Origin of the sequence: Delftia sp. JD2 (assembly GCF_001682645.1) — a bacterium.
Classification (GTDB): Bacteria; Pseudomonadota; Gammaproteobacteria; order Burkholderiales; family Burkholderiaceae_C; genus Comamonas; species Comamonas acidovorans.
On the sequence record NZ_LFJT01000016.1, the window covers coordinates 83,455 to 105,539 of the forward strand.

The window sequence follows — 22,085 nt, forward strand, 5'->3', positions numbered from 1 at the left end:
TCGATATGCCAACTACGGCGTGTGCCGCGCATCATTCCAAGCATATTCTCCCGCTCTGCTACCCCCACTTTTCGGGCTCGTAAAAGCACACAAGAGTTTTAAACCAGCCGATTAGGCTACTTGCTGGCTGCGGATGGCAAATTCAGGCCAATTTATGTGGCTTGCAAACCAATCAGAGACAAACCATCGATGGCGGAGATGGCTTGGTCACTGTCTTCCTGCTGCCTTCCCCACCAGATGCCTCTCAATTTTTCGCACCCTTCCATATCTTGACCCAAGATTGTATGTTGGTATACCATCACTCAATTCGCAAGAAAGTCCAACAGACATGAAACGGCAAGCCTCTAAAGCAGGTACAGACACAGACAGACCTGCATTGACAGACATGGGAATTCCGCGAGGCAGTATGGCCGTAGAGCGTGTGAATCCAACGCTCCGACAGCTGGCACTTGAGCAATTGAAGCGCGCCATTGTGGAAGGCCAACTTCCACCTGGATCACGTTTGGTAGAACGCAAGCTGTGCGATCTCCTTGATGTGAGCAGAACGATCGTTCGTGAAACCCTGGGGCAATTGGAGGCAGAAGGGTGGATCACAAAGGAGCCCTATAAAGGCCCGATAGTCGCCGTTATCGATGAAGACGGCATTCGCCAGATCTTTGAAATGCGTGCAGCCGTTGAAGGCTATGTGGCGGCACTGTGCGCAGAGCGAGCCACCATAGAGCAAATCGAGCGCCTGGATGTCACAGTGAAAGCGATGAATGAAGCGCAGATTTCGGGCGATGTCGGGGCTCAGATCGAGACCATCGAAGAGTTCTACGAAGTTCTCCTGGATGCAGCCCAAAATTCGCTGATGGCAAGCTATCTTTCTTCACAAAGGAGCCGCCTCGCACGCCTGCGGAGACTCTCACTTTCTCACAGCTCACGGGCCTCAGAAAGCACAGAAGAAAAACGCGGCATCCTCGCCGCCATCCGTAATCGCGACCCAAAGAAGGCCCAGGCCCTTGCCGAGCAGCATATCTGGAATTCTTCGAAAAGCCTGCTGGCGGCTATACGCAGGGACCTATGAAATCGCTCTTTCAAAATTGGTACGCAAGATAAGCCACCATCTATAGCCACACTATTTTCAGATAGCATTAAGAAATAAAGACCCAGCATCACCTTTTCATAACAATCACGCTATGCGTGCTTGTTGAGAAAATCAGTTCTTTCTCTGAATTGCTTACTGGAATTGCGCATTTTGCAAATCGATTTCAATATCTCCGTATTTAAGAGAAATTTTTATCTTAAGCGTATTTTTCGAGTCGCAAATTCTACGCATTGACTACATACTGCTTTCTCCGCAGCATGCGGATAAATGGCAGCAAGGATACCTGGATGATGCCGAGCTCTCCTCGCGCGGGCACCCCGGAAGAAACGCTCTACGCAGGCCTCATGTTCTATCTCGAGTCTCTGTCTTCAACCGTTCAATAAATCTTCAACAGAGCAAAATTTCTCTACTCAGCAAATGAGCATTGCTGCGCATTACCAAATAATCCACAGCAATGTAGAAATTTACTCTACGCCCTATTTACCCATACCTCCTCCATATTCATGCTTGAATCCATTCAAGGTTTTTCTTGGTTATGGGTTCCCATAACCCTGTTCGCCGCTCTCGCTCAAACGGTACGAAACACAGCGCAGCGCAGCCTGACACAGGAGCTGGGCGCGCTATCGGCCACGCTGGTGCGTTTTCTGTATGGCCTACCTTTTGCCATGTTGTGGCTGGCACTGCTGTATCTGGTACCAGCAAAGCCATACGCTGTACCTTCGATCACGCCGATTTACCTTGGCTGGATTGCATTGGGCGCTTTTTTCCAATTGGCTGGAACAGTCGCTTTGCTGCTGGCGATGAAGGAGCGCAACTTTGCCGTGGCTGTCACTCTGACAAAGACAGAGGTGCTGCAGCTAGCTCTGTTCGCATCGGTTTTTCTCCATGAACTTCCAACACCGCTGGCGTTGGCCGCAATGATCGTAGCCACAATCGGCATGCTGCTGCTGTCCCTGCCGCCACGCGACCAGTTGCTCTCACTGTCCGCCTGGCTCAACCGATCGGCACTTTATGGCCTGGCTTGCGGCTCCTGCTTTGCAGTTGCAACAGTAGGATTTCGAGGAGGGTCGCTGGCACTTGGCGCCGAAACGGCATGGTTATCTGGCGCCTGGGGCGTGCTGATCGCACAGTCGATGCAAACCGTCGGCATGGGACTTTGGATTCAGTTGCGCACAGCTCAAGGTCTGGCACCTATTTTTCGAGCTTGGCGCATCTCGCTCCTTGCCGGTTGCATGGGTGCAGCCGCTTCAATTGCCTGGTTCACGGCCTACGCCATGCAAGGAGCATCGCCTGTGCGCACCTTGGGAATGATCGAGGTCGTTTTCAGCTACCTGGTTTCGCGCCGCGTGTTCAGCGAAAGCTTCAGTCGAGCAGAGAAGATCGGCATGGGCCTGATGCTGTTGGGTCTGGTGGTGACTTGCCTACAGGCCTGACATGCGATGGCAGCAAGACCTGCTTGTCGCGCTGTCGTCCTGCGGCTTGGCATCGACTGCATCAGCTCCCCTGTTGATGCGCTTTGACCCATTCTCTGGAGTGGACTTACGGGAGCGCGCTGCGCTCCTATTTTCATGGGCGCGCAGGTACCGAGAAGACCAGGGCATGCAGGCAAGGGTTTTCCCTTGATTCGAATCAAGCCGCAGGTTTTATGCTTTGCATTGATTTATAAGAAGAACGTTGTTTTATACAAGAAACAATCGATAGCCCTCAGGCATTTCTTTTGCTTGTACCTGCCTTGCCTTGTTCCCCGGAGTTCCCCATGAAAGCCCCCACCTTGCTCGGCGCTGCCGCCCTGCTGGCCGCAGCCGCATGCCAGAGCGCCCTGGCCCAGGATGCCGCCGCACAGCAGCAACTGGCCGCCAAGCCTTTCACCATCGTCGCGCCTTTTCCGCCCGGCGGCCCGGTCGATGCGCTGGCCCGCCTGCTGTCCACGGGGTTGGCCGAGCGCTACAAGCAGACCTCGGTGGTGGAGAACAAGCCCGGGGCCAACGGCAATATCGGCATCGACATGGTCAAGCGCGCCGCGCCGGACGGCCATACGCTGCTGGTCGTGCCCCAGGGCAACCTGACCATCAATCCCACGCTGCTGGCCAAGCCCGGCTACAGCGTGGAGGCGGACTTCGCGCCCGTGGCCTCGCTGGCCAAGGCGGCCAATGTGATCGCCGTGCACCCTGGCGTGCCGGCCAAAACGGTGCAGGAGCTGGTGGCCCTGTCCAAGGCCAAGCCGGCCACCATCAGCTATGCCTCGCCCGGCGTGGGCTCCAGCCTGCATCTGGCCGGTGAGCTGTTCAAGCAGCAGACCGGCGCCGACATCCTGCACGTGGCCTACAAGGGCACGGCGCCCGGCCTCAACGATGTGCTGGGCGGCACGGTGCCGATGATCGTGGGCAATGTGCCCGCGCTGCTGCCGCATGTGCAGTCGGGCAAGCTGCGCGCGCTGGCCGTGACCGACCCGGCCCGCAGCAAGTACCTGCCCGAGGTGCCCACGCTGGCCCAGGCGGGCGTGCCGGGCATTGCCATCTCGTCCTGGTACGGCGTGATGGCGCCAAAGAAGACGCCGCCAGCCGTGCTCAAGCAGCTGGAAAAGGATATTCAGGAGATCTTCAACACGCCGGCCGTGGTCAGGCAGCTGGACCTGCAGGGGATCGAGCCCTGGGTGGTCACGGGCAGCGCCTTCGGCGAGCTGATCCGCAAGGAGACAGCGACCTGGGTGCCCGTGATCAAGGCCGCCAACGTCACGCCGCAGTGATGCGGGGCGCGGCGGCCATGTCTGCAGCGTCCGCCACGTCCCGGGTCGAGACCTGGGAGCGCAGCCACTGCGCATAGTCGGCCATGCAGCGCTCGGTGCGCATGGTGATCTGCGGCACGCTGTAGCTGTGGCCGGCGCGCAGCAGCCGGGCCAGGCGCTCCAGCACGTCGGGCAGGGTCTTGCAGACCAGCCGCCACTCGGGCGTAGCGTGCATCTCGCCCTCCCACACGTAGTGCGAGGTGATGGGCTCCACCTGCACGCAGGCTGCAGCCTGCTGCTGCACCAGGCTGCGCGCCAGATGGGCGGCCTCCTCGGCGCTGGGGACTGTGGTGGCCACCACGCACAGCGTGGACCAGGGCGAGGCGGGGTTCTTGGCGGAAGTCATGGAGGCGTAGTCTACGGTTGCGCGCTGCAGGCCGGTACTGGCCCTTGCGGCGTCAGGCCATCAGCCCCTTTTGCCGCGCCTGCAGCCGCGCCAGGCCCAGCAGCGCATCGGTGAACGGGGTGTCCACGCCGCACAGCTGGCCCATTTCGCGCACCGCGCCCACCAGGGCGTCGAGTTCCACGGGCTTGCCGGCTTCCACGTCCTGCAGCATGGAGGTCTTGAAGGCGCCCAGCTTGAGCGTGACCGCATGGCGGTCTTCGGGCGATTCGTTGATGGGCAGGCCGATGCGCGCGCCGATCTCCTTGGCCTCCAGCATCACGCGCGTGATCAGGCCGCGCACCAGGTCGTCGCCCAGGATGCGGTCCGAGGTGGCGCCCGTCAGCGCGCTGACGGGGTTGACGGTCATGTTGCCCCAGAGCTTGTACCAGGCGTCGCGCTGGATATTGTCGGAGACCTTGGCCTCGATGCCGCCACGCTGCAGCAGTTGGGCCAGTGCTGCCAGGCGCGGCGTGGGCGGCTGGCCGGGCCCTGTGGCCAGGGGCTCGCCCAGGATGAGGCTGTTGCCGAAGTGGCGGCGCACCACGCCGGGCGCATCGTTGGAGCAGCTGGCATGGACCACGGAGCCCAGCACCTGGCCCAGCGGGATTGCTTGCGCAATGCGGCCTTCAGGGTCCACGGCTTTCAGCTGCTTGCCGCGCACGCTGGCATCGACACCGCCTTGCAGAAACCACCAGGGCACGCCGTTCATGGCCGTGAGCACCACGGTCTGCGGGCCGATCAGCGGGGCGATGCGCTCGGCCACATCGGGCATGCCCGGCGCCTTGACGGAGATGATGACCAGGTCCTGCACGCCCAGGGCGGCCGGGTCCTGTTCGGCGCGCAGCGCGAAGTGCTCGCGCTGCTCGCCGTGCACCAGGGTCAGGCCCTGGGTGCGCAGGGCCTGCAGTGCTGCGCCGCGCGCCACGGCGCTGAGCTGGCAGCCGGCGCGGGCCAGGGCCGCGCCCATCCAGCCGCCGATGGCACCGGCGCCGAAGATGCAGGCCTTGTCGAATGAAATGCTTGTCTGTTCCATGGTCATGCGCGGGAAGCTCCGGGTTCAAAGATCGAGATAGCTGCTGTCGCGCCGGTTCACGCGGCGCACCAGGTGGTCGAACACATCGCGGGCACCGCCGTGGCTGTCGTTGAAGGTCAGCGAGTCCTCGTTGCAGCGCCGCGCCACGGCGTCGGAGACCATGCGCGGCGCGCCCATGGACAGGGTGGCCATCTGCACGTCGCAGGCGCGCTGCAGCGTCCACAGCACCACGAAGGCCTGGGGCAGGTCGCTGCCCCAGCTGAGCAGGCCATGGTTGCGCAGGATCACGGCCTTGCGGCGGCCGATGCTGGCCAGCAGGCGCGGCCCTTCGTCGGCATGGATGGTGATGCCCTCGAAGTCATGGTAGGCCACCATGCCGTGCAGCTGGGCGCTGTAGAAGTTGCTTTGCGACAGGCCCTGCTCCAGGCAGGCCACGCCCATGCCCGAGGTGGTGTGCGTGTGCATCACGCAGTGCGCGCCCGGCAGTCCGTCGTGGATGGCCGCATGCACCACGAAGCCGGCCGGATTCACCGGATGCCGCGAGCCGTCCAGCACCTCGCCGCGCACGTTGATGCGCACCAGGTTGCTGGCCGTGACCTCTTCGTAATGCAGGCCGAAGGGGTTGATCAGGAACTGCTTTTCACCGCCCGTCACGCTGTCGGGCAGGCGCACCGTGATGTGGTTGTAGATCAGTTCGTCCCAGCCCAGCATGGCGAAGACGCGGTAGCAGGCGGCCAGTTCGATGCGGGCGGCCCGCTCATCAGGGTGCATGGAGCAATTCATGGTGTGGCTCGTGGGGTGGGTTCTGAGGTGGGTCTTGAGGTGGGTTGTGCAGTGGCTTGTGGGGAAATCAGGCATCCAGCCCCTGGTCCAGCCCCTGGTCCAGCGCTTGGGAGGCACGGCCCAGCTTGTCCAGGATGCGGTCCAGCATGGCGCGCTCATCGGCCGTCAGGGCATTGAGCAGGGCCGCCTGGTAGGGGCGTGCGCGGGACAGCACCTCGTCGAAGAGCGCCTGCCCTGCTTCGCTCAGCTGCAGCAGGTGGCGGCGCGCGTGCTGCGGATCGGCGCGGCGCAGCACCCAGCCCCGGTCGATCAGCGGCTGCAGCGCGCGGCTGATCTGGGCCTTGTCCATCAGGCTCAGGCGCGACAGCGCGCTGGCATGCAGCTCGCCATGGCGCTGGATCTGGCCCATGAGCCGCCACTCGGTCAGCCCCACGGGCGATGCCGGTGCGATGTAGTGGCGCGTCACCTGGGTCTGCAGCGCATTGGACAGCGCGCCCAGGCGGAAGGTGATGAAGTCCTCCAGCGCCAGCGTGTGGCTGCAGACCTGCGTGTCCGGTGCAGGGCCGGTGGCGGCATCGGCGGCAGGGATCGTGGATGTGCGTGGGCGGGGCATTGGGCGGAGGGAACCGGGCGGCGATGGCGATTGCGATGGCCGCATGATCTATCAATGTTGATATATCAACATTGGTGGCAACCCTGAGAGCCCTGGGCGGCCTGCAGGCCGCAAGCGGGCGCAGGGTGAAACCCATGCGCCCGCGCCGCGCTCAACGCTTGAGCAGTTCGTTGGAAGGCAGTGTCTCGTCCAGCAGCTTGCGGGCCGTCTCCACGCCCGCCACGGGCAGCAGCGCCGGGTCCAGCAGGCCCACCTGCACCAGCACGCTGGCCTGGTCCCAGTAGATGTGCTCGTGGTAGAGCTTGTCGCCACGGAACTTGACCACGGCCAGCAGCGGGATCTCCACGCGCCGCCCCGTGGGCCGCACGCCGGGCAGCATCCACGGGATCTCGGTGGTGTGCGTGAAGCAGAACAGCATCTCGTCCACCACCTGCGAGGCGCCCACCGTGCGCGAAATCGGCGTCAGCGACGTGTCGGGCGGATTGCTGTTGACGAAGTGGTTCGTGTAGAAGGCATGCAGGTTGCTGAAGCCCACGCCGCCGGTCATGGTGGGGATGTGGTTCACATAGGGCTCGGCCACCATGGTGGCCATGGTGTCGTCCACGTTGCGCGTGGCGAACTCGTACTCGCAGTGCTTGTCCCACAGCGCGGCCAGGTCGAAATGCGGGCCGATGGCGGACTTGAGCGTGGCAATGCTGCGCTCGTGCGCCATCAGGGCCGAGGCGCGGTGGAAGTGATCGCCGCCCTTGCGCGCGAAGGCATGGTCCACGCCCGGATAGACATGCACGGCCACGCCGGGACGCCCGCCCAGCGCCTGGACGATGCGCTGGCGCGCCTCGGGCGGGCAGAAGGCATCGAGCTCGGCCACGTGCAGGGTGAGCGGGCAGCAGATGCGCTCGGCCTCGTCCAGCGCCGCCTCGATGCCCACGCCGTAGTAGCCGACCACCGCATCGGCATCGGTGCGGCAGGCGGCCAGGTAGGCCAGCTTGCCGCCCAGGCAAAAGCCCAGCACGCCGGCCTTGCCGTCCGTGACCTCGGGGCGCTGGCGCAAGGCGTTCAGGCAGGCCTGGATGTCCTGCACGCCCAGGGCCTCGTCGAATCCCTTGTAGAAGCCGAAGGCGCGCTCCCAGTCCGCCGGCGTGTAGCCCAGTTCCACATCGGGCTGCTGGCGCCAGAACAGGTCGGGCACCAGCACCACGTAGCCTTCTTCGGCGTAGTAGTCGGCCACCTCGCGCATGGTGGCGTTGACGCCGAAGATCTCCTGCGCCAGCACCAGGCCGGGGCCGCTGCCCGAGGCCGGCACGGCCAGGTAGGCGTTGAAGCTGCCGCTGCCGTCCAGCGCGTTGATGCGCACATGGCGGCTTGCCGGGGGTTCTTTCTGCTGCATGGGTCTGTCTCCGTTTCAAAGGGTGGGGAAAGCTGCGGTGCCGCTTTTTTCATGGCCCGTCATACGCATTCGGGGTGCCGCACCGTCACCTGATAGTAGCCCGCGTGAAAGGCCAAGGGCTCGCCGTCGAAGCGTTCGCAGCGCTCGACCTGGCCGATGAAGATGAGGTGGTCGCCGCCATCGTATTGCCGGACGTTGCGGCAGACGAAGCGGGCCAGCACGCCATCGATCAGGGGCACGCCGGCCGGGCCTTCCGCGCAGTCCAGGCCGCCGAACTTGTCTTGCTGCGGCGTGGAAAAGCGCCGCGACAGAAGGTGCTGGCCCGCAGCCAGCACGTGGATGGCGAAATGGCTGGCGCCCTGGAAATCGCAGACGCTGGGCGCCTGGCGCGCCAGGCTCCACAGCACCAGCGGCGGGTCCAGCGAGACCGAGGAGAACGAGTTGGCCGTCATGCCCACGCGCCGCCCGTCCGGCGCGCGCGTGGTGATGACGGTCACGCCCGTGGTGAACTGGCCGAAGGCCTTGCGCAGCTCGCGCGGATCGAAGGAGCAGGCCGGGGCGGCGGCCGGGGTGTCGCATGTGCTCATGGCGGCCTCTGCGGCTAGGCGGGGACGGCTGCCATGGCGGCGATGGCCGCGCAGCTGTCGATGTAGTGGTCTGCCTCGCCCGCGTCCGCGAACCAGGGGAAGAAGGTGCGCGGGTCATCGAAGCCGTTGGCAAAGGCGCTGGCCAGCGGTGCCAGCGTGCCCGCGCTGGCCAGCAGCTTGAGCACATGGGGTGGCGGTGGCGCCAGCAGCATGTTGGTCCACTGCGTGACCCATTGCGCATAGCCGAACCAGTAGCGGTCGAAGGTCTGCTGCATCCAGGCGGCGTCGAATGCGCCATTTCCGTCACGATTTCCGTCACCATTGCTGCGCGCCAGGATGCTGCGCAGATAGGTGTCGGCGCACTTGGCCGCGTTGTTGGAGCCCTGGCCCGTGATGGGGTCGTTGAGCACCACCACGTCGCCCATGCCCAGCACCTTGCGCCCCGACGGCAGCGTGGCCACGGGCTTGCGCACCGTGGGGGCGAAGCGGCCCGCGAGGATGCCGTTGTCATCGGTCAGCGCAATGTCGCGGCAGCGCTCGGCCTCCCAGGGCACGAAGGTGTCGAGGATCCAGCGGCTGCGCTCCAGGTGCTGCTCCGGTGTCTTCACATCGCCCCAGCAGTCCATGGGGCCGCCGGGCACGCCCTCGAACACCATGATCTCGCAGGGCCCCGTGGTCGTCAGCGCCGGGAACACGAAATACTCGCCCACACCCGGCAGCAGGTTGAAGGAGACAGCGGAGAACGGCTCGCGCGGCTTCATGCCCGTCACATAGGTCAGCGCCAGCGCGCGCTGGGGCTGGTCGAAGCGCGAGCGATGGGCATCGCGCTCGAACAGCCTCGATATCTCGCCCTTGCCGCTGGCGACCAGGGTCAGGTCATGGCTGCGCGTGCATTCCTCCAGCTCGGCGATGCCCGCGTCCTTGAGCACCAGCTCGCCGCCCTGGCGGCGGAAGTCGTCCATCCATGCGGGGATCTTCAGGCGCTGGTCCACGGACTGCGCGCCCGCGTTCAACCGCGCGGCCCAGTCGATGGCCTTGTCGGCCGATTTCCCGCCGTGCTGCGCCGGATGCGGCACGCACAGGCCGATGCCCTCGACCAGCGGGCATTCGCGCGACCAGTGGTCCAGGCCCAGGCCGCGCTCTATCTGCAGCGCGCTGTCGAACATGCACTGGCTGGACATGACCCGGCCCTGGGCGATGTCCTGCGCCGTGCGGTTGCTCAGTATCGTGACCTGATGGCCCGCGGCCAGCAGGCCCAGGCCCAGTTGCAGGCCCGACTGGCCGGCTCCGACGATGGCGATTTTCTTCATGGCTGTCTCCTTGCGGCTCCGTGTCCGTACTGCGTACTAGTCCATCAATTGGGGAATGGCGGCCACGGCGCGCTCGGGCCCCATGGCGCCGTAGCCGCCGTCCACCGCGTAGTCGGCCCCCGTCACGAAGCTGGCATGGTCCGAGCACAGGAACAGCACCACCTGCGCCACCTCGTGCGGATCACCCACGCGGCCCAGCAGGTGAAAGGGCGCGGCCACACGGTCGGTCTTGGCGCGGTCGCCGCCACTGAGCCGGTCCATCACCGCCGACCAGGTCCAGCCCGGGCAGACGCTGTTGACGCGGATGCCATCGGCCGCCAGGTCCATGGCCATGCTGCGCGTGAGCTGCTTCATGGCCGCCTTGCTGGCCGGGTAGAGCCAGCGCCCCGTCTGCGCCGCTTCCGAAGAGATGCTGGTGAAATTCACCACGGCCCCGCCACCGGCGGCCACCATGTGCGGGTGCACGGCCTGCAGCATGGCCACGGCGCTGGCCACGTTCACGTTGAACGAGGCCAGCCAGTCGGCACGCGGCGACTGCAGGCCTTCGTCTACATACGAGCAGGCCAGGTTGACCAGGATGTGCACGCCGCCGTGCCGGCTGCATGCCTGCTGCACGCAGGCGGCGACCTGCGCGTCGTCGGTGATGTCGGTGCGCACGAAAAGCGCGCCCTCGCCCAGCGCATCGGCCAGCACCTGGCCGTTGTCGGCATCGATGTCGGCAATGACCACCTTCACGCCGGCCGCGTGCAGCGCACGCACCACGCCGGCGCCTATCAGGGTGGAGCCGCCGGTGACGATGGCGCTTTTGCCTTCGAGTCCCTTGAACATGACGCTTGTTCTCCCGTGTGGATGCCAGGCCGGGCTGGCCTGTGCAGCACACGTTACGGGGGGCCGGGCCGCGCAGGCATCCGGCAAGCGCAGGCGCTGTCCCTGACGCGCAGAAATTGGCTCCCGGGGAATGGTCCGAATTGTGGGAGCGGGTGGTTTTTGCTACGTTCTGCCCAGCCTATGGAACACGCCATGCACACACCGCTGCCGCTGCAGCGCTACCGGCTTTTCGAGAGCCACGACATGGACGAGGCCCGCGAAAGCGTGGCGCGCGTCTTCTGTCCGCATGGCCTGGGCATGCTGCGCCCGCGCGCCGAGCTGGACGCCTGCCACCACAGCGCGCCGCTTTCCCGCAACGTCAGCCTGAACTATGTGCAGTACGGTCCCGGCGTGCACATCGAGCCCGGCTACCTGCGGGACTTCTTCCTGCTGCAGATTCCCCTGCGCGGCAGTGCCGAGATCCGCTGCGGCGCGCAGCAGGTGGATGCCACGCCGCGCCTGGCCTCCCTGCCCTCGCCGACCGAGCCGCTGTCCATGCGCTGGGCCGACGACAGCCCGCACCTGATCGTGCGCATGGCCCGCCCGGCCCTGGTGGCGCGGCTGGAGGCGCTGCTGCAGGCGCCCGCAGGCCGGCCCCTGGTGTTCGATCTGGGCGTGCCGCTGGACCAGCCGGCGCTGGCACCGCTGGTGCATTTCATCGACTGCCTGCGGCACACGCTGGATGCGGGCAACGCCCTGCAGGCCACGCAGGCACTGGCCCAGCATGCGGAGGAATACCTGCTGACCAGCCTGCTGATGTCGGCCACGCACAGCCACAGCCGCGCACTGGCCGGGGACAGCCGGCGCAGCCTGCTGCCGCGCGGCGTGCGCAAGGCCCAGGAGTACATGCAGGCCCATGCCGACCAGCCCCTGTCGCTGGCCGATGTCTGCCGCGAGGCTGGCTGCAGCGCGCGCACGCTGCAGGCCGCCTTCCGCCAGCACGCAGGCATGGGGCCCATGGATTTCCTGCGCCAGCTGCGGCTGGACCGGGTGCGCGCCGAACTCCAGGCAGCCAAGGGCCCGGGCGTCGCAGCCGGCTCCGGCGTGCGCGACGTGGCGCAGAAATACGGCTTCCTGCACCTGGGCCACTTCGCGGCCCAGTACCGCAGCCGCTTCGGCGAGCTCCCGTCCGAAACGGCGAGCCGCCGCGTGCAGGCCTGAGGGCCTGCCTTTTCCGGTTCAGCCCCGCCCCACGAACGGCATCTTGGTGGCCATCACCGTGTGGAACAGCACATTGGCCTCCAGCGGCAGGCTGGCCATGTAGAGCACGGACTGGCCCACCACATCCGCGTCGATCAGCGGCTCCACCGCGATCTCGCCATTGGCCTGGGGCACGCCCTTGGCCATGCGCGATGCCAGCTCGGTCATGGCATTGCCGATGTCGATCTGGCCCACGGCGATGTCGTAGGCACGGCCGTCCAGCGCAGCCGTCTTGGTCAGGCCCATGACGGCATGCTTGGTGGCCGTGTAGGCGCTGGAATTGGGGCGCGGCGCATGCGCGGAGATGGAGCCGTTGTTGATGATGCGGCCGCCGCGCGGCGACTGGTCGCGCATGGTGCGGAAGGCCTGCTGCAGGCAATAGAACATGCCGTTGAGGTTGACATCGACCACCTCGCGCCACTGCTCGGGCGTCCAGTCCAGGAAGGAGCCGGGCGGATTGCCCCGGCCCGCGTTGTTGAACAGCAGGTCCACGCGACCGAAGCGCTGCACCGTGCGCGCGAACAGCTGCTCCACGGCAGCCGGATCGCTGACATCGGTGGCAATGCCCAGCATGCGCTCGCCCGCGCCGTACTTTGCCTGGGCCTCGGCGCAGGTCTCATCCAGCGGCGCCTGGCGGCGGCCTGCCACCACCACCTGGTAGCCCGCGCCCGCCAGGGCCAGCGCCACGGCCTTGCCCACGCCCGTGCCCCCGCCCGTGACCACGGCCGTCTTTGCGTTCTTCATCTCCATTGCTTGTCCATCCTGTAGTGCATGTGTTGCAGCCGCCGCCCGCGCACCGGTGGCGGGCGGCGCCGCTGCATTGTCGGCGACGCGCCGGGCCTGCGGACTGTGCCGCAGGCGACACCATCGCCACACTGCGGACGAAGCTCAGGCAAAGCGCCAGGCAATGGAGCCCAGCGGCCCGTAGTCCACATGGAAGCTGTCGCCGGCCTGGGCCGTGACGGGGCGCGTGAACGAGCCGGCCAGCACCACCTGGCCTGCGTCCAGCTGCTCATCCCATTGCGCGAGCCGGTTGGCCAGCCAGGCCACGCCCGTGGCCGGATGGTTGAGCACGGCGGCCGCCACGCCGGACTCCTCGATCACGCCGTTGCGCTGCAGCAGCGCCGACACCCAGCGCAGGTCCACCGCGTCGGGGCGCACGGGCCGCCCGCCCATGACGATGCCGGCATTGGCCGCGTTGTCGGCGATGGTGTCGCGCACCGTGCGCATGGCCTGGGTATCGCGGTCCTTCTGCTCGATGCGGGCGTCGATGATTTCCACGGCGGGCACCACCCAGTCGGTGGCGGCCAGCACATCGCACAGGGTGACGCCCGGCCCCTTGAGCGCGCGGCCCAGCACGAAGGCCAGCTCCACCTCCACGCGCGGAGCGATGAAGCGCGCAAAGGGAATGTCGCCGCCGGGCTCGAAGAACATGTCGTCCAGCAGGGTGCCGTAGTCCGGCTCGGTGATCTGCACGGCCTGCTGCATGGCACGCGAGGTCAGGCCGATCTTGTGGCCCCTGACCGTGCGGCCCTCGGCGCGCTTGAGCCGCATCCAGGCGCGCGAGATGGCGTAGCCGTCCTGCACCGTCATGTCCGGATGGCGGCGGGAAAAGTGCCGGACCTGCACGCGGCTTTTTTCGCTGGCGTGCAGCTCGGCCGCCAGGCTGTCTATGGTGTGTTGCGCAAGCATGGGCGGCCCTTCAGCGCGCGGCGGCGCCATCGTCGGCCCAGGCCAGGTAGCTGTCGGACACGCCCTGGCGCTGCATGGCATCCCACTGCGCCACCGAGGGCGTGGGCATCTGGAAGGCATCGCCCACGCGGCCATACCAGCCGGGGTTCTGCAGCCGCGCGATCAGCTCCATGGGCGCGGGGTCAAAGTACATGAGCTCGCCATCGACCACGGCCGCATCCATGACATGGGCGGCCAGCACGTCGGCCAGCACCAGGCTGCGCACGCCGTCGATATCGATGATCTGGCGCACGCGGCACTCGAAGGACGCAGGGCTGTCCACGATGCGCGGCGCCTTCACCCGCCGTGCATCGCCCAGGACCAGGCCGGCCTGGGCCGACTCGTCCACCTGCGCGCCGAACTCTATGGCCGTCACCGCCATGCGGCGCGCCAGCGGCTCGGACACCAGGTTCACCACGAACTCGCCCGTGGCCGCGATGTTGCGCGCCGTGTCCTTGAGCACGCCCTGGCGCGAGCCGATGCACACGCACAGCAGCGGCGGATCGCCCGACATGGCGTTGAAGAAGGAAAACGGCGCGACGTTGACCGTGCCGTCCCCGTCCACCGAGCTGATCCAGGCGATGGGACGGGGCAGAACCAGGGAGTGAAGGATGTTGCTGCGCTGCTCGCTGTTGAGCGATTGCATTTCAAAGTACATGGGAATCCGTAGGGGAAGGGAAAAAGGGAGGGCGTCGCGTCACTCGTTGCCGGCGCGCGCCGCGTCCTGCTCGGCCTGGGCGATGCCCGGGGCGCGCGCATTGGACTGGTGCAGTTCCACCAGGTTGCCGGCCGGGTCGCGCAGGAACAGCTGCTTGAGGCTGGGCGATGCCACGTTGTCCAGCGTGAAGTAATCGACGCCGCGCGCCTGCAGCTCCTGCTCGGCGCCGAGGATGTCGTCCACGGCCAGCGCGATGTGGTTGGACACGGGGTCCTTGCCCGGGCCCTGCGCATAGCGCGACGGCCCCTCGCTGCCGAGGATGTGCAACTGGCTGCCGTTGGGCAGGTTGATCCAGGAGCCGTAGATGCCGGGGATCTTCCAGCGCGCGGCGTCCTGCGGCAGGTTCAGCACTTCGCGGTAGAAGTCGAGCATGGCGTCGGCCTGGGCGTGGTTGACGCCGAATCCGACATGGTGGAGTTCCAGAACTTTGATGGGCATGGGATGTCCTTGCAGATTTGTGTGCCGCCAAATAATACGCTTAACGTACTATACACAAAGCGTAATATATGAAAGACGTAAAATCAACCGCCATTTCTTCTCCCGGCTTCAACCCGGTTTCACCTGCTTTCATCCACTCCCATGAGTCCGCGCAAGACCGCTGCCGCACCGGCCCCCGATTCCACTCCCCTCGCCAATGCCCCCGAAGCGCTGCGCCCGCACCTGGCCCTGATGGCCGAGACCGCGCAGCCCGGCACCGACACGCCGGCCGCCGGCCTGGGCCTGCTGCTGCTGTGGCTGGCCGACGATGTGGAGCAGCGCGCCAACGCATCGCTGCAGGCGTTCGGCCTGTCCGAGAGCAAGCTCGACGTGCTCATGATCTTCGGCCTGGCCGAGCGCGGGCTGCTGGGCGACACGGTGGTCACGCCCTCCTATATCGCCAGCTACGTCGGCGTGACGCGCTCGTCGGTGACGGGCCTGCTGGACTGGCTGGAAAAGCGCTCGCTGCTGGCGCGCAGCCTCAGCCAGGAAGACCGCCGCAGCTTCGACCTGACGCTCACCGACCAGGGCCGCGAGGTGCTGGCCCGCGCGCTGCCGGCCTTCTGGCGCATGTGCGAGTCCCTGGTCGACTACCTGGACGAGGACGAGCGTGCCAGCCTGCAGTCCATCCTCTTCAAGGCCTGGACGAGGATGAAGGCGCAACAGGGCGCTTGATCCTGGGAGCGCGGCAGGCTGCCCTGGCTGCCGCAAGCCTGCGCAGCCGGCACGGTGCCATATTTCGCGCGGGCATAAGCTCAATCTTGCCTGTGCAAAATTTCCTTTGCGATCAATGCCTTGCGCCGCGCATGGCTCGCTATAAGGAAATGTGAATTCCGTCGTGGTGCGCGCCGGGGCCGGGTGTTGCAATGCCTCCAGAGGCCATGCCGGCAGGCGCCATGTGGGCGCCGGCGCCGGGCCTGGCCGAGCTGGAGGAACCACGCCTTGCCCACGCGCAGAAACACATTGCTCTGGTCGCTCGCCGCCACGCTGGCGCTGCCCGGCCTTGCGGCGGCCGCCGCGCTGAAGATAGGCGTCACGCCCGGCTCGCTGGCCGACTCCGTGGAGGTCGCCGCCAAGGAGGCGCGCGCCCAGGGGCTGGACGTGCAGGTCATCGAGTTCACCGACTGGACCACGCCCAACACGGCGCTGGCGGCCGGCGACATCGACCTCAACTACTTCCAGCACCAGGCCTTCCTGGACAACGCCATCCGCGAGCGCGGCTATGCCTTCACCAGCGTGGCCACGGGCCTGCTGCCCAACATCGGCCTGTACTCGCTCAAGACCCAGCGCTTTGCCGACCTGAAGGAGGGTGCGCGCGTCGGCGTGGCCAACGACCCCGTCAACCAAGGGCGCGGCCTGCTGCTGCTGGAGAAGGCCGGCCTGATCCAGCTGCGCGAAGGCAAGGGCCCGCGCGCGGGGCTGGACGACATCGTGTCCAACCCGCGCAGGCTGCGCTTTGTCGAGATCGAGGGACCGCAGCTGGTGCGCGCGCTGGACGATGTGGACCTGGCCCAGGGCTACCCGGCCCATTTCGTCAACGCCGGGCGGCCGCAGGTGGCCGGCAATGCGCTGCTGTATTCGGGCATTGACGACCTGTACTACGCCATCCGCTTCGTCTCGCGCCAGGACAACGCCCGGGACCCGCGCATTGCGCAGTTCGTGCGCATCTACCAGACCTCGGGCGCCGTGCAGGCGCAGATCCACAAGTCATTCGCCGCCAACGACAGGCTGTACAGCCTGCCGTGGCGCAAGCCGTGACGCAGCCCCTTTCTGCCTTTTTCGAACCTTTTTTTCCGGAGATCCCGATGAAGCTTTCCCGTGCCCTGATCGCCCCGCTGGCCGCCCTGGCCCTGTTCTCCGCCCACGCTGCCGACAAGCTGCGCATCGGCGTGGTGCCCGGCGCCTACGCCGACTCGGTGGCCGTGGCCGCCAGGGAGGCCAAGGCCCAGGGCATCGATGTGCAGGTGGTGGAGTTCACCGACTGGACCACGCCCAACGTGGCCGTGGACTCGGGCGACCTGGACATCAACTACTTCCAGCACCAGCCCTTCCTGGACAACGCCATCCAGAAGAACGGCTACAAGCTGGCCAGCGCGGGCACGGGCATCCTGGCCAACGTGGGCCTGTACTCGCTCAAGCACAAGGCCATCGCCCAGGTGCCGCAGGGCGGCAAGGTGGGCATTGCCAACGACCCCGTGAACCAGGGGCGCGGCCTGCTCTTGCTGCAGAAGGTGGGGCTGATCAAGCTCAAGCCCGGCGTGGGCTACCTGGGTAGCCTGGACGACATCGTCGAGAACCCCAAGAAGCTCAGCTTCGTCGAGGTCGAGGGGCCGCAACTGGTGCGCATCACGGGCGACGTGGACATCGCCCAGGGCTACCCGCACTTCATCGTGGCGGCCAAGGCCTTCGATCCTTCCAGCGGGCTTGCGTATTCGGGCATCGAGGACGCGCGCTTTTCCATCCAGTTCGTGGTCAAGGCCAGCCGCACGCAGGACCCCGTGGTGCAGAAGTTCATCCGCATCTACCAGAACTCCGATGCGGTGAAGGCCGAGGCCCAGCGCGCCTTTTCCAACGACAAGCGCCTGTACAACCTGGCCTGGGTCAAGCCCTGAGCGGCACGGGGAGGACTTCAGCCATGTCAACCAGCATTGCAGCCAGGCAGCCCCTGGCGGACAGGCCGGCCCACGAGGCGGACAGGCCGGCCCATGACGCGGGCAGGCGCTCATCGGCAGCGGCCGGCAGCACGCGGGAATCCATCCGTGGACCCGGCGCCGTGGCCTTCAGCGGCGTGGCCAAGACCTACCAGTCTTCGGCCGGGCCCGTACAGGCGCTGGACGCGATCAGCCTGGAGATCTCGCCGGGCAGCATCTTCGGCATCATCGGGCGCAGCGGCGCGGGCAAGTCCAGCCTGCTGCGCACCATCAACCGGCTGGAGCAGCCCAGCAGCGGCCAGGTGCGGGTCGATGGCGTGGACATCGGCACGCTGGACGAATCGCAGCTGGTGCAGCTGCGCCGGCGCATCGGCATGATCTTCCAGCACTTCAACCTGCTGTCGGCCAAGACGGTGCATGACAACGTGGCCCTGCCCCTGCAGGTGGCGGGCCTGCCGCGCGCACGCATCGATGCGCGGGTGAAAGAGCTGCTGGCCCTGGTGGGCCTGCAGGAGAAGGCAGACACCTATCCGAGCCGGCTGTCTGGCGGGCAAAAGCAGCGCGTGGGCATTGCCCGCGCCCTGGCCACCGACCCCGAGATCCTGCTGTGCGACGAGGCCACCTCGGCCCTGGACCCAGAGACCACGCAGTCCATCCTGGAGCTGCTGCGCACCATCAACCGCAAGCTGGGCATCACCATCATCCTGATCACGCACGAGATGAGCGTGATCCGCGAGATCGCCGACCGCGTGCTGGTGCTGGAGCAGGGCCGCATCGCCGAGCTGGGCGAGGTCTGGAAGGTCTTCGGCAACCCGCAGCACCCGGCCACGCGCGCCCTGCTGGCACCGCTGCAGCACGGCCTGCCCGACGACCTGCGCCAGCGCCTGCTGAGCACCGCGCCCGCAGGCCGCCACGAACGCATCCTGCAGCTGACCTACCGCGGCGAGGACGGGCTGGAGCCCGACTTCCCGCGCATCGCCCAGGCCCTGGGCGGCCGGGTGCGCCTGCTGCATGGCGGCGTGGACCGCATCCAGGGCCATGCCCAGGGGCAGCTGCTGATCGCGCTGGGCGGCGGCGCCGCCGCGCATGACTGGCACACATTGACGCAGGGCCCGGCGGCCATTGCGCATGACATCAAGGATCTCGGATATGTCGCTGAATCTGTCCATTCCCATTGAGCGCTATGGCAACGCGCTGGCCGACACGCTGATGATGGTCGGCGTCTCGGGCGGCATCGCGCTGGCGGCGGGCATTCCGCTGGCGGTGCTGCTCATCGTCACCGCGCCCGGCGGCTTCCTGGCCTCGCCGCGCACGCACCGCGCGCTGGGCAGCGTGATCAACGGCTTCCGTGCCACGCCCTTCATCGTGCTGCTGGTGGCGCTGATCCCGTTCACGCGGCTGGTGACGGGCACGACCATCGGCGTGTGGGCGGCCATCGTGCCGCTGGCCATCAGCGCCACGCCGTTCTTTGCGCGCATTGTCGAGGTCAGCCTGCGCGAGGTCGATCCCGGCCTCATCGAAGCCGCCCAGGCCATGGGCTGCCGCAAGTGGGACATCGTGCGCCACGTCTACCTGCCCGAGGCCCTGCCCGGCATCGTGGGCGGCTTCACCATCACCCTGGTGGCGCTGATCAGTTCCTCGGCCATGGCCGGCGCCGTGGGCGCGGGCGGCCTGGGCGACCTGGCCATCCGCTACGGCTACCAGCGCTTCGACACCCAGGTGATGCTGCTGGTGATTGCCGTGCTGATCGCGCTGGTCACCGTGGTCCAGGTGCTGGGCGACCGCTACGTGCGCCGGCTGCGCAGCCGCTGACGCTGAAAACAGGCACCACGCCTTTCCCTCCGGGGCCGCCGCCTGGCGGCCCTCTCCCCACCGACTCAGCAACGAGGCACGGAATGACCACACCGGATGCCCTGGGCGCAGCCTTGCCCGGCAACACACACCACACCCCGGGCGGGGCGCTGCGGCGCCTGCCCCTGCCCCCCTCCCCTCCGCACCGCATCACCAGCGAGGCCGAGGCCCTGCAGGCCGCCCAGGCCCTGGCCGATGAATGGCGCGTGGACGCAGCCGCCCGCGACCATGAGCGGCGCCTGCCCTGGCAGGAAATCGAGCGCCACACGGCCAGCGGGCTGGGCGCCATCACCGTGCCCCGCGCCTACGGCGGCCTGGGCGCTTCCTACGAGACGCTGGCCCAGGTCTTCGTCACGCTGTGCGCGGCCGACCCTTCGCTGGGCCAGATTCCGCAGAACCATTTCGCCGTGCTGCAGAACCTGCGGGACATGGGCAGCGAGTCCCAGAAGCGCCGCTGGTTCGCCGACGTGCTGGCCGGCCACCGCCTGGGCAATGCCGGGCCGGAGCGCAAGGGGCGCGCCGCGCATGTGCTGGAGGCCACGGCGCGCCTGTCGCGCGATGCCGAAGGCGGCCTGCGCGTCAGCGGCACGCGCTTTTACTCCACAGGCTCGGCCTTCGCGCACTGGGTGCCGTTTCGCGCCCAGGACGAGGAGGGCCGCATCGTGCAGGTCTGGGTGCGGCGCGATGCGCCAGGCGTGACCGTGTTCGACGACTGGGACTCCTTCGGCCAGCGCACCACGGCCAGCGGCAGCGCGCAGCTGGACCAGGTGCAGGTACAGCCCGAGGACGTGGTGCCTGCCTGGCAGTTCGAGGCCACGCCCTCGCTGTCCGGCCCGGTGTCGCAGCTGATCCAGGCCTCCATCGACGCGGGCATCGCCCAGGGCGCGCTGCGCGACGCGGTGGACTTCGTGCGCGACAAGAGCCGGCCCTGGATGGACTCCGGCGTGGCGCGCGCCAGCGACGATCCCCACCTCATCCACGAGGTCGGCCAGCTGCAGATCGAGGTGGACGCGGCCCATGCCGTGCTGCTGGAGGCCGCGCGCACGCTGGATGCGCTTGCTGCAGCGGCTGGTGGCGCGGTGGACGAGCAGGCCAGCGCCCAGGCCTCGGTGGCCGTGGCCGAGGCCAAGATCCTCACCACCGAGGCCGCGCTGCAGGCCGGCGAGCACCTGTTCGCGCTGGCCGGCTCCTCGGCCAGCCGCGCTGCCCACCGCCTGGACCGCCACTGGCGCAACGCCCGCGTGCACACGCTGCACGACCCCGTGCGCTGGAAATACCACCTGCTGGGCAACTACCTGCTCAACGGCGCCCTGCCGCGCCGCCACCAGTGGAACTGACCGCCATGACACAGACATCGACCCAAGAGCTGCAGGCCCTGGCCTCCACACCGGGCAGCCAGCCCGCTCCCGCAGCGCCTCCGGCCCGGCCCGCCCACATCATCGGCAGCGAGGCCGAGGCGCTGGAGGCGGCCCGCAGTTTTGCCGCCCTCATCGCCCCCGGCGCCCTGGCGCGCGACCGCGACCGCCTGCTGCCCTGGCAGGAGGTGGAGCAGTTCAGCCAGAGCGGCCTGTGGGGCATCACCATTCCCCGGGAGTACGGCGGCGCGGGCGTGTCCACGGCCACGCTGACGCGGGCCATTGCCCTGATTGCGGCGGCCGATGGCAACTTCGGCCACATTCCGCAGAACCACTATTACTCGCTGGAAGTGCTGCGCGTGGGCGGATCGCCCGCGCAAAAGGCCTTCTTCTATGACCGTGTGCTGCGCGGCGAACGCCTGGGCAATGCGCTGGCCGAGATCGGCCACCGCGACTTCCAGCGCCGCACCCGGCTGCTGCGCGACAGCGGCGGCTGGTTCGTGCAGGGGCGCAAGTTCTATTGCACGGGCGCCCTGTTCGCGCACTGGATTCCCACCCTGGTCAGCGCGCAGGAAGAGGCGCCGGGGCAAGGCGAGCGCATGTATCTGGTCTTCATCCCGCGCGATGCGGCCGGCGTCACCGTCACCGACGACTGGGATGGCTTTGGCCAGCGCGTGACGGGCAGCGGCTCGGTGCAGTTCGACCGCGTGCGCGTGGAGCCCGAATGGGTGGTGCCCTTCACCAGTTCCTTCGAGCGGCCCACCACCATCGGCCCCTTTGCCCAGATCATCCATGCCGCCCTGGACGCGGGCATTGGCCACGGCGCGCTGCAGGCCGCCCTGCCCTTCATCCGCGAGCATGCGCGGCCCTGGGTGGACGCGGGCGTGGCCAGCGCCACGCAGGACCCGCTGCTGCTGCAGCAACTGGGCAATGTCCACGTGCGCCTGCGCGCCGCCGATGCCCTGGTGGCCCGCGCGGCCCTGGCCGTGGACGCCGCCCAGCGCACGCCCACGGACGACAGCGTGGCCGCCGCCTCGGTGGCCGTGGCCCAGGCCAAGGCGCTGAGCACCAGCGCCAGCCTTCTGGCGGGCAGCAAGCTGTTCGAGCTGGCAGGCACGGCCTCCACCCTGGCGGGACAGGGCCTGGACCGCTTCTGGCGCAACGCGCGCACCCACACCCTGCACGACCCCGTGCGCTGGAAATACCACGCCGTGGGCAACTACGTGCTCAACGGCATACGCCCGCCGCGCCATGGCGCGCTCTGA

23 protein-coding genes are annotated in these 22,085 nt (G+C 67.2%); 11 read left to right on the forward strand and 12 right to left on the reverse strand.

The features are described from left to right. Positions 1–328 precede the first annotated feature (328 nt). From ACM14_RS30590 to ACM14_RS11255, 3 genes are all read left to right on the forward strand, one after another. Complete coding sequence (locus tag ACM14_RS30590; RefSeq protein WP_254662032.1) at positions 329–1,066, forward strand: GntR family transcriptional regulator; 738 nt, start codon at positions 329–331, stop codon at positions 1,064–1,066. Positions 1,067–1,590: 524 nt separating this feature from the next. Then, on the forward strand, positions 1,591–2,520 hold the full coding sequence (locus tag ACM14_RS11250; RefSeq protein WP_065346174.1) for a DMT family transporter: 930 nt from the start codon (positions 1,591–1,593) through the stop codon (positions 2,518–2,520). A gap of 323 nt (positions 2,521–2,843) precedes the next feature. Further along, entirely contained in the window at positions 2,844–3,833 is a 990-nt protein-coding gene (locus ACM14_RS11255; RefSeq protein ID WP_065346175.1) for a tripartite tricarboxylate transporter substrate binding protein, read from the forward strand. Here the strand turns inward: ACM14_RS11255 and cutA are convergent. The 8 genes from cutA to ACM14_RS11295 all read right to left on the reverse strand — a co-directional run bounded on the left by cutA (position 3,820) and on the right by ACM14_RS11295 (position 10,798). After that, entirely contained in the window at positions 3,820–4,218 is a 399-nt protein-coding gene (gene cutA, locus ACM14_RS11260; protein ID WP_065346176.1) for a divalent-cation tolerance protein CutA, read from the reverse strand. The genes ACM14_RS11255 and cutA overlap by 14 nt on opposite strands. Before the next feature lie 52 nt (positions 4,219–4,270). Beyond that, positions 4,271–5,296 carry a 2-dehydropantoate 2-reductase gene (locus ACM14_RS11265; RefSeq protein WP_016454138.1) on the reverse strand — a complete coding sequence of 342 codons (1,026 nt, stop codon included), beginning with the start codon at positions 5,294–5,296 and terminating at the stop codon, positions 4,271–4,273. Between the two features lie 18 nt (positions 5,297–5,314). Continuing rightward, a complete protein-coding gene (locus tag ACM14_RS11270) occupies positions 5,315–6,148 on the reverse strand; it encodes a class II aldolase/adducin family protein (RefSeq protein ID WP_302621867.1) in 834 nt (277 codons plus the stop codon). Continuing rightward, positions 6,141–6,686 carry a MarR family winged helix-turn-helix transcriptional regulator gene (locus ACM14_RS11275; RefSeq protein ID WP_065346178.1) on the reverse strand — a complete coding sequence of 182 codons (546 nt, stop codon included), beginning with the start codon at positions 6,684–6,686 and terminating at the stop codon, positions 6,141–6,143. The genes ACM14_RS11270 and ACM14_RS11275 overlap by 8 nt, the downstream gene beginning before the upstream one ends. A 151-nt stretch (positions 6,687–6,837) precedes the next feature. Then, on the reverse strand, positions 6,838–8,073 hold the full coding sequence (locus tag ACM14_RS11280) for a dienelactone hydrolase family protein (RefSeq protein WP_065346179.1): 1,236 nt from the start codon (positions 8,071–8,073) through the stop codon (positions 6,838–6,840). A gap of 59 nt (positions 8,074–8,132) precedes the next feature. Beyond that, a complete protein-coding gene (locus ACM14_RS11285; protein WP_043824614.1) occupies positions 8,133–8,660 on the reverse strand; it encodes a flavin reductase family protein in 528 nt (175 codons plus the stop codon). A gap of 14 nt (positions 8,661–8,674) precedes the next feature. Further along, a complete protein-coding gene (locus tag ACM14_RS11290) occupies positions 8,675–9,970 on the reverse strand; it encodes a styrene monooxygenase/indole monooxygenase family protein (protein WP_065346180.1) in 1,296 nt (431 codons plus the stop codon). A 36-nt stretch (positions 9,971–10,006) separates the two neighbouring features. After that, positions 10,007–10,798: an SDR family oxidoreductase gene (locus ACM14_RS11295; RefSeq protein WP_012203717.1), complete on the reverse strand. Its 792-nt coding sequence runs from the start codon at positions 10,796–10,798 to the stop codon at positions 10,007–10,009. A 192-nt stretch (positions 10,799–10,990) separates the two neighbouring features. Between ACM14_RS11295 and ACM14_RS11300 the strand changes: the two genes are divergently transcribed. Beyond that, a complete protein-coding gene (locus ACM14_RS11300; protein ID WP_016454133.1) occupies positions 10,991–11,998 on the forward strand; it encodes an AraC family transcriptional regulator in 1,008 nt (335 codons plus the stop codon). 18 nt (positions 11,999–12,016) lie between these two features. On the opposite strand, the gene ACM14_RS11305 is transcribed toward ACM14_RS11300, so the two are convergent. The 4 genes from ACM14_RS11305 to ACM14_RS11320 form a co-directional block, all read right to left on the reverse strand. Further along, positions 12,017–12,787: an SDR family oxidoreductase gene (locus ACM14_RS11305; RefSeq protein WP_013803947.1), complete on the reverse strand. Its 771-nt coding sequence runs from the start codon at positions 12,785–12,787 to the stop codon at positions 12,017–12,019. Between the two features lie 138 nt (positions 12,788–12,925). Continuing rightward, complete coding sequence (gene hpaH / locus ACM14_RS11310) at positions 12,926–13,729, reverse strand: 2-oxo-hept-4-ene-1,7-dioate hydratase (protein WP_016449088.1); 804 nt, start codon at positions 13,727–13,729, stop codon at positions 12,926–12,928. Between the two features lie 10 nt (positions 13,730–13,739). After that, positions 13,740–14,426, reverse strand: a complete 687-nt coding sequence (locus ACM14_RS11315; RefSeq protein ID WP_012203713.1) for a flavin reductase family protein — start codon at positions 14,424–14,426, stop codon at positions 13,740–13,742. A gap of 39 nt (positions 14,427–14,465) precedes the next feature. Continuing rightward, entirely contained in the window at positions 14,466–14,924 is a 459-nt protein-coding gene (locus ACM14_RS11320) for a VOC family protein (protein ID WP_012203712.1), read from the reverse strand. A 141-nt stretch (positions 14,925–15,065) separates the two neighbouring features. Here ACM14_RS11320 and ACM14_RS11325 point away from each other — a divergent pair, with 141 nt between their 5' ends. The 7 genes from ACM14_RS11325 to ACM14_RS11355 all read left to right on the forward strand — a co-directional run bounded on the left by ACM14_RS11325 (position 15,066) and on the right by ACM14_RS11355 (position 22,085). Further along, positions 15,066–15,638, forward strand: a complete 573-nt coding sequence (locus ACM14_RS11325) for a MarR family winged helix-turn-helix transcriptional regulator (protein WP_065346181.1) — start codon at positions 15,066–15,068, stop codon at positions 15,636–15,638. A gap of 267 nt (positions 15,639–15,905) precedes the next feature. Continuing rightward, positions 15,906–16,721 (forward strand): MetQ/NlpA family ABC transporter substrate-binding protein, encoded by an 816-nt coding sequence (locus ACM14_RS11330; RefSeq protein WP_016449091.1) that lies wholly within the window; start codon positions 15,906–15,908, stop codon positions 16,719–16,721. A 47-nt stretch (positions 16,722–16,768) separates the two neighbouring features. Beyond that, positions 16,769–17,575, forward strand: coding sequence for a MetQ/NlpA family ABC transporter substrate-binding protein (locus tag ACM14_RS11335; protein ID WP_065346191.1), 807 nt, complete (start codon positions 16,769–16,771; stop codon positions 17,573–17,575). A gap of 23 nt (positions 17,576–17,598) precedes the next feature. Continuing rightward, complete coding sequence (locus tag ACM14_RS11340; RefSeq protein WP_065346182.1) at positions 17,599–18,792, forward strand: methionine ABC transporter ATP-binding protein; 1,194 nt, start codon at positions 17,599–17,601, stop codon at positions 18,790–18,792. Further along, on the forward strand, positions 18,764–19,426 hold the full coding sequence (locus tag ACM14_RS11345; RefSeq protein WP_012203707.1) for a methionine ABC transporter permease: 663 nt from the start codon (positions 18,764–18,766) through the stop codon (positions 19,424–19,426). Before ACM14_RS11340 ends, ACM14_RS11345 begins: the two co-directional genes overlap by 29 nt. A gap of 83 nt (positions 19,427–19,509) precedes the next feature. Further along, positions 19,510–20,802 carry an SfnB family sulfur acquisition oxidoreductase gene (locus ACM14_RS11350; protein WP_065346183.1) on the forward strand — a complete coding sequence of 431 codons (1,293 nt, stop codon included), beginning with the start codon at positions 19,510–19,512 and terminating at the stop codon, positions 20,800–20,802. A 5-nt stretch (positions 20,803–20,807) separates the two neighbouring features. Further along, positions 20,808–22,085 carry an SfnB family sulfur acquisition oxidoreductase gene (locus ACM14_RS11355; protein ID WP_012203705.1) on the forward strand — a complete coding sequence of 426 codons (1,278 nt, stop codon included), beginning with the start codon at positions 20,808–20,810 and terminating at the stop codon, positions 22,083–22,085.

What these genes read in the sequence shown, in the direction of transcription:
- hpaH (WP_016449088.1), bottom strand. Translation starts at nt 13,729, where the DNA reads ATGCTTGCGCAACACACCATAGACAGCCTGGCGGCCGAGCTGCACGCC.
- ACM14_RS11265 (WP_016454138.1), bottom strand. Translation starts at nt 5,296, where the DNA reads ATGACCATGGAACAGACAAGCATTTCATTCGACAAGGCCTGCATCTTC.
- ACM14_RS11325 (WP_065346181.1), top strand. Translation starts at nt 15,066, where the DNA reads ATGAGTCCGCGCAAGACCGCTGCCGCACCGGCCCCCGATTCCACTCCC.
- ACM14_RS11275 (WP_065346178.1), bottom strand. Translation starts at nt 6,686, where the DNA reads ATGCCCCGCCCACGCACATCCACGATCCCTGCCGCCGATGCCGCCACC.
- ACM14_RS11250 (WP_065346174.1), top strand. Translation starts at nt 1,591, where the DNA reads ATGCTTGAATCCATTCAAGGTTTTTCTTGGTTATGGGTTCCCATAACC.
- ACM14_RS11300 (WP_016454133.1), top strand. Translation starts at nt 10,991, where the DNA reads ATGCACACACCGCTGCCGCTGCAGCGCTACCGGCTTTTCGAGAGCCAC.
- ACM14_RS11305 (WP_013803947.1), bottom strand. Translation starts at nt 12,787, where the DNA reads ATGGAGATGAAGAACGCAAAGACGGCCGTGGTCACGGGCGGGGGCACG.
- ACM14_RS11350 (WP_065346183.1), top strand. Translation starts at nt 19,510, where the DNA reads ATGACCACACCGGATGCCCTGGGCGCAGCCTTGCCCGGCAACACACAC.
- ACM14_RS11345 (WP_012203707.1), top strand. Translation starts at nt 18,764, where the DNA reads ATGTCGCTGAATCTGTCCATTCCCATTGAGCGCTATGGCAACGCGCTG.
- ACM14_RS11315 (WP_012203713.1), bottom strand. Translation starts at nt 14,426, where the DNA reads ATGTACTTTGAAATGCAATCGCTCAACAGCGAGCAGCGCAGCAACATC.
- ACM14_RS11320 (WP_012203712.1), bottom strand. Translation starts at nt 14,924, where the DNA reads ATGCCCATCAAAGTTCTGGAACTCCACCATGTCGGATTCGGCGTCAAC.
- ACM14_RS11340 (WP_065346182.1), top strand. Translation starts at nt 17,599, where the DNA reads ATGTCAACCAGCATTGCAGCCAGGCAGCCCCTGGCGGACAGGCCGGCC.
- cutA (WP_065346176.1), bottom strand. Translation starts at nt 4,218, where the DNA reads ATGACTTCCGCCAAGAACCCCGCCTCGCCCTGGTCCACGCTGTGCGTG.
- ACM14_RS11280 (WP_065346179.1), bottom strand. Translation starts at nt 8,073, where the DNA reads ATGCAGCAGAAAGAACCCCCGGCAAGCCGCCATGTGCGCATCAACGCG.
- ACM14_RS11290 (WP_065346180.1), bottom strand. Translation starts at nt 9,970, where the DNA reads ATGAAGAAAATCGCCATCGTCGGAGCCGGCCAGTCGGGCCTGCAACTG.
- ACM14_RS30590 (WP_254662032.1), top strand. Translation starts at nt 329, where the DNA reads ATGAAACGGCAAGCCTCTAAAGCAGGTACAGACACAGACAGACCTGCA.
- ACM14_RS11255 (WP_065346175.1), top strand. Translation starts at nt 2,844, where the DNA reads ATGAAAGCCCCCACCTTGCTCGGCGCTGCCGCCCTGCTGGCCGCAGCC.
- ACM14_RS11295 (WP_012203717.1), bottom strand. Translation starts at nt 10,798, where the DNA reads ATGTTCAAGGGACTCGAAGGCAAAAGCGCCATCGTCACCGGCGGCTCC.
- ACM14_RS11335 (WP_065346191.1), top strand. Translation starts at nt 16,769, where the DNA reads ATGAAGCTTTCCCGTGCCCTGATCGCCCCGCTGGCCGCCCTGGCCCTG.
- ACM14_RS11355 (WP_012203705.1), top strand. Translation starts at nt 20,808, where the DNA reads ATGACACAGACATCGACCCAAGAGCTGCAGGCCCTGGCCTCCACACCG.
- ACM14_RS11285 (WP_043824614.1), bottom strand. Translation starts at nt 8,660, where the DNA reads ATGAGCACATGCGACACCCCGGCCGCCGCCCCGGCCTGCTCCTTCGAT.
- ACM14_RS11270 (WP_302621867.1), bottom strand. Translation starts at nt 6,148, where the DNA reads ATGCCTGATTTCCCCACAAGCCACTGCACAACCCACCTCAAGACCCAC.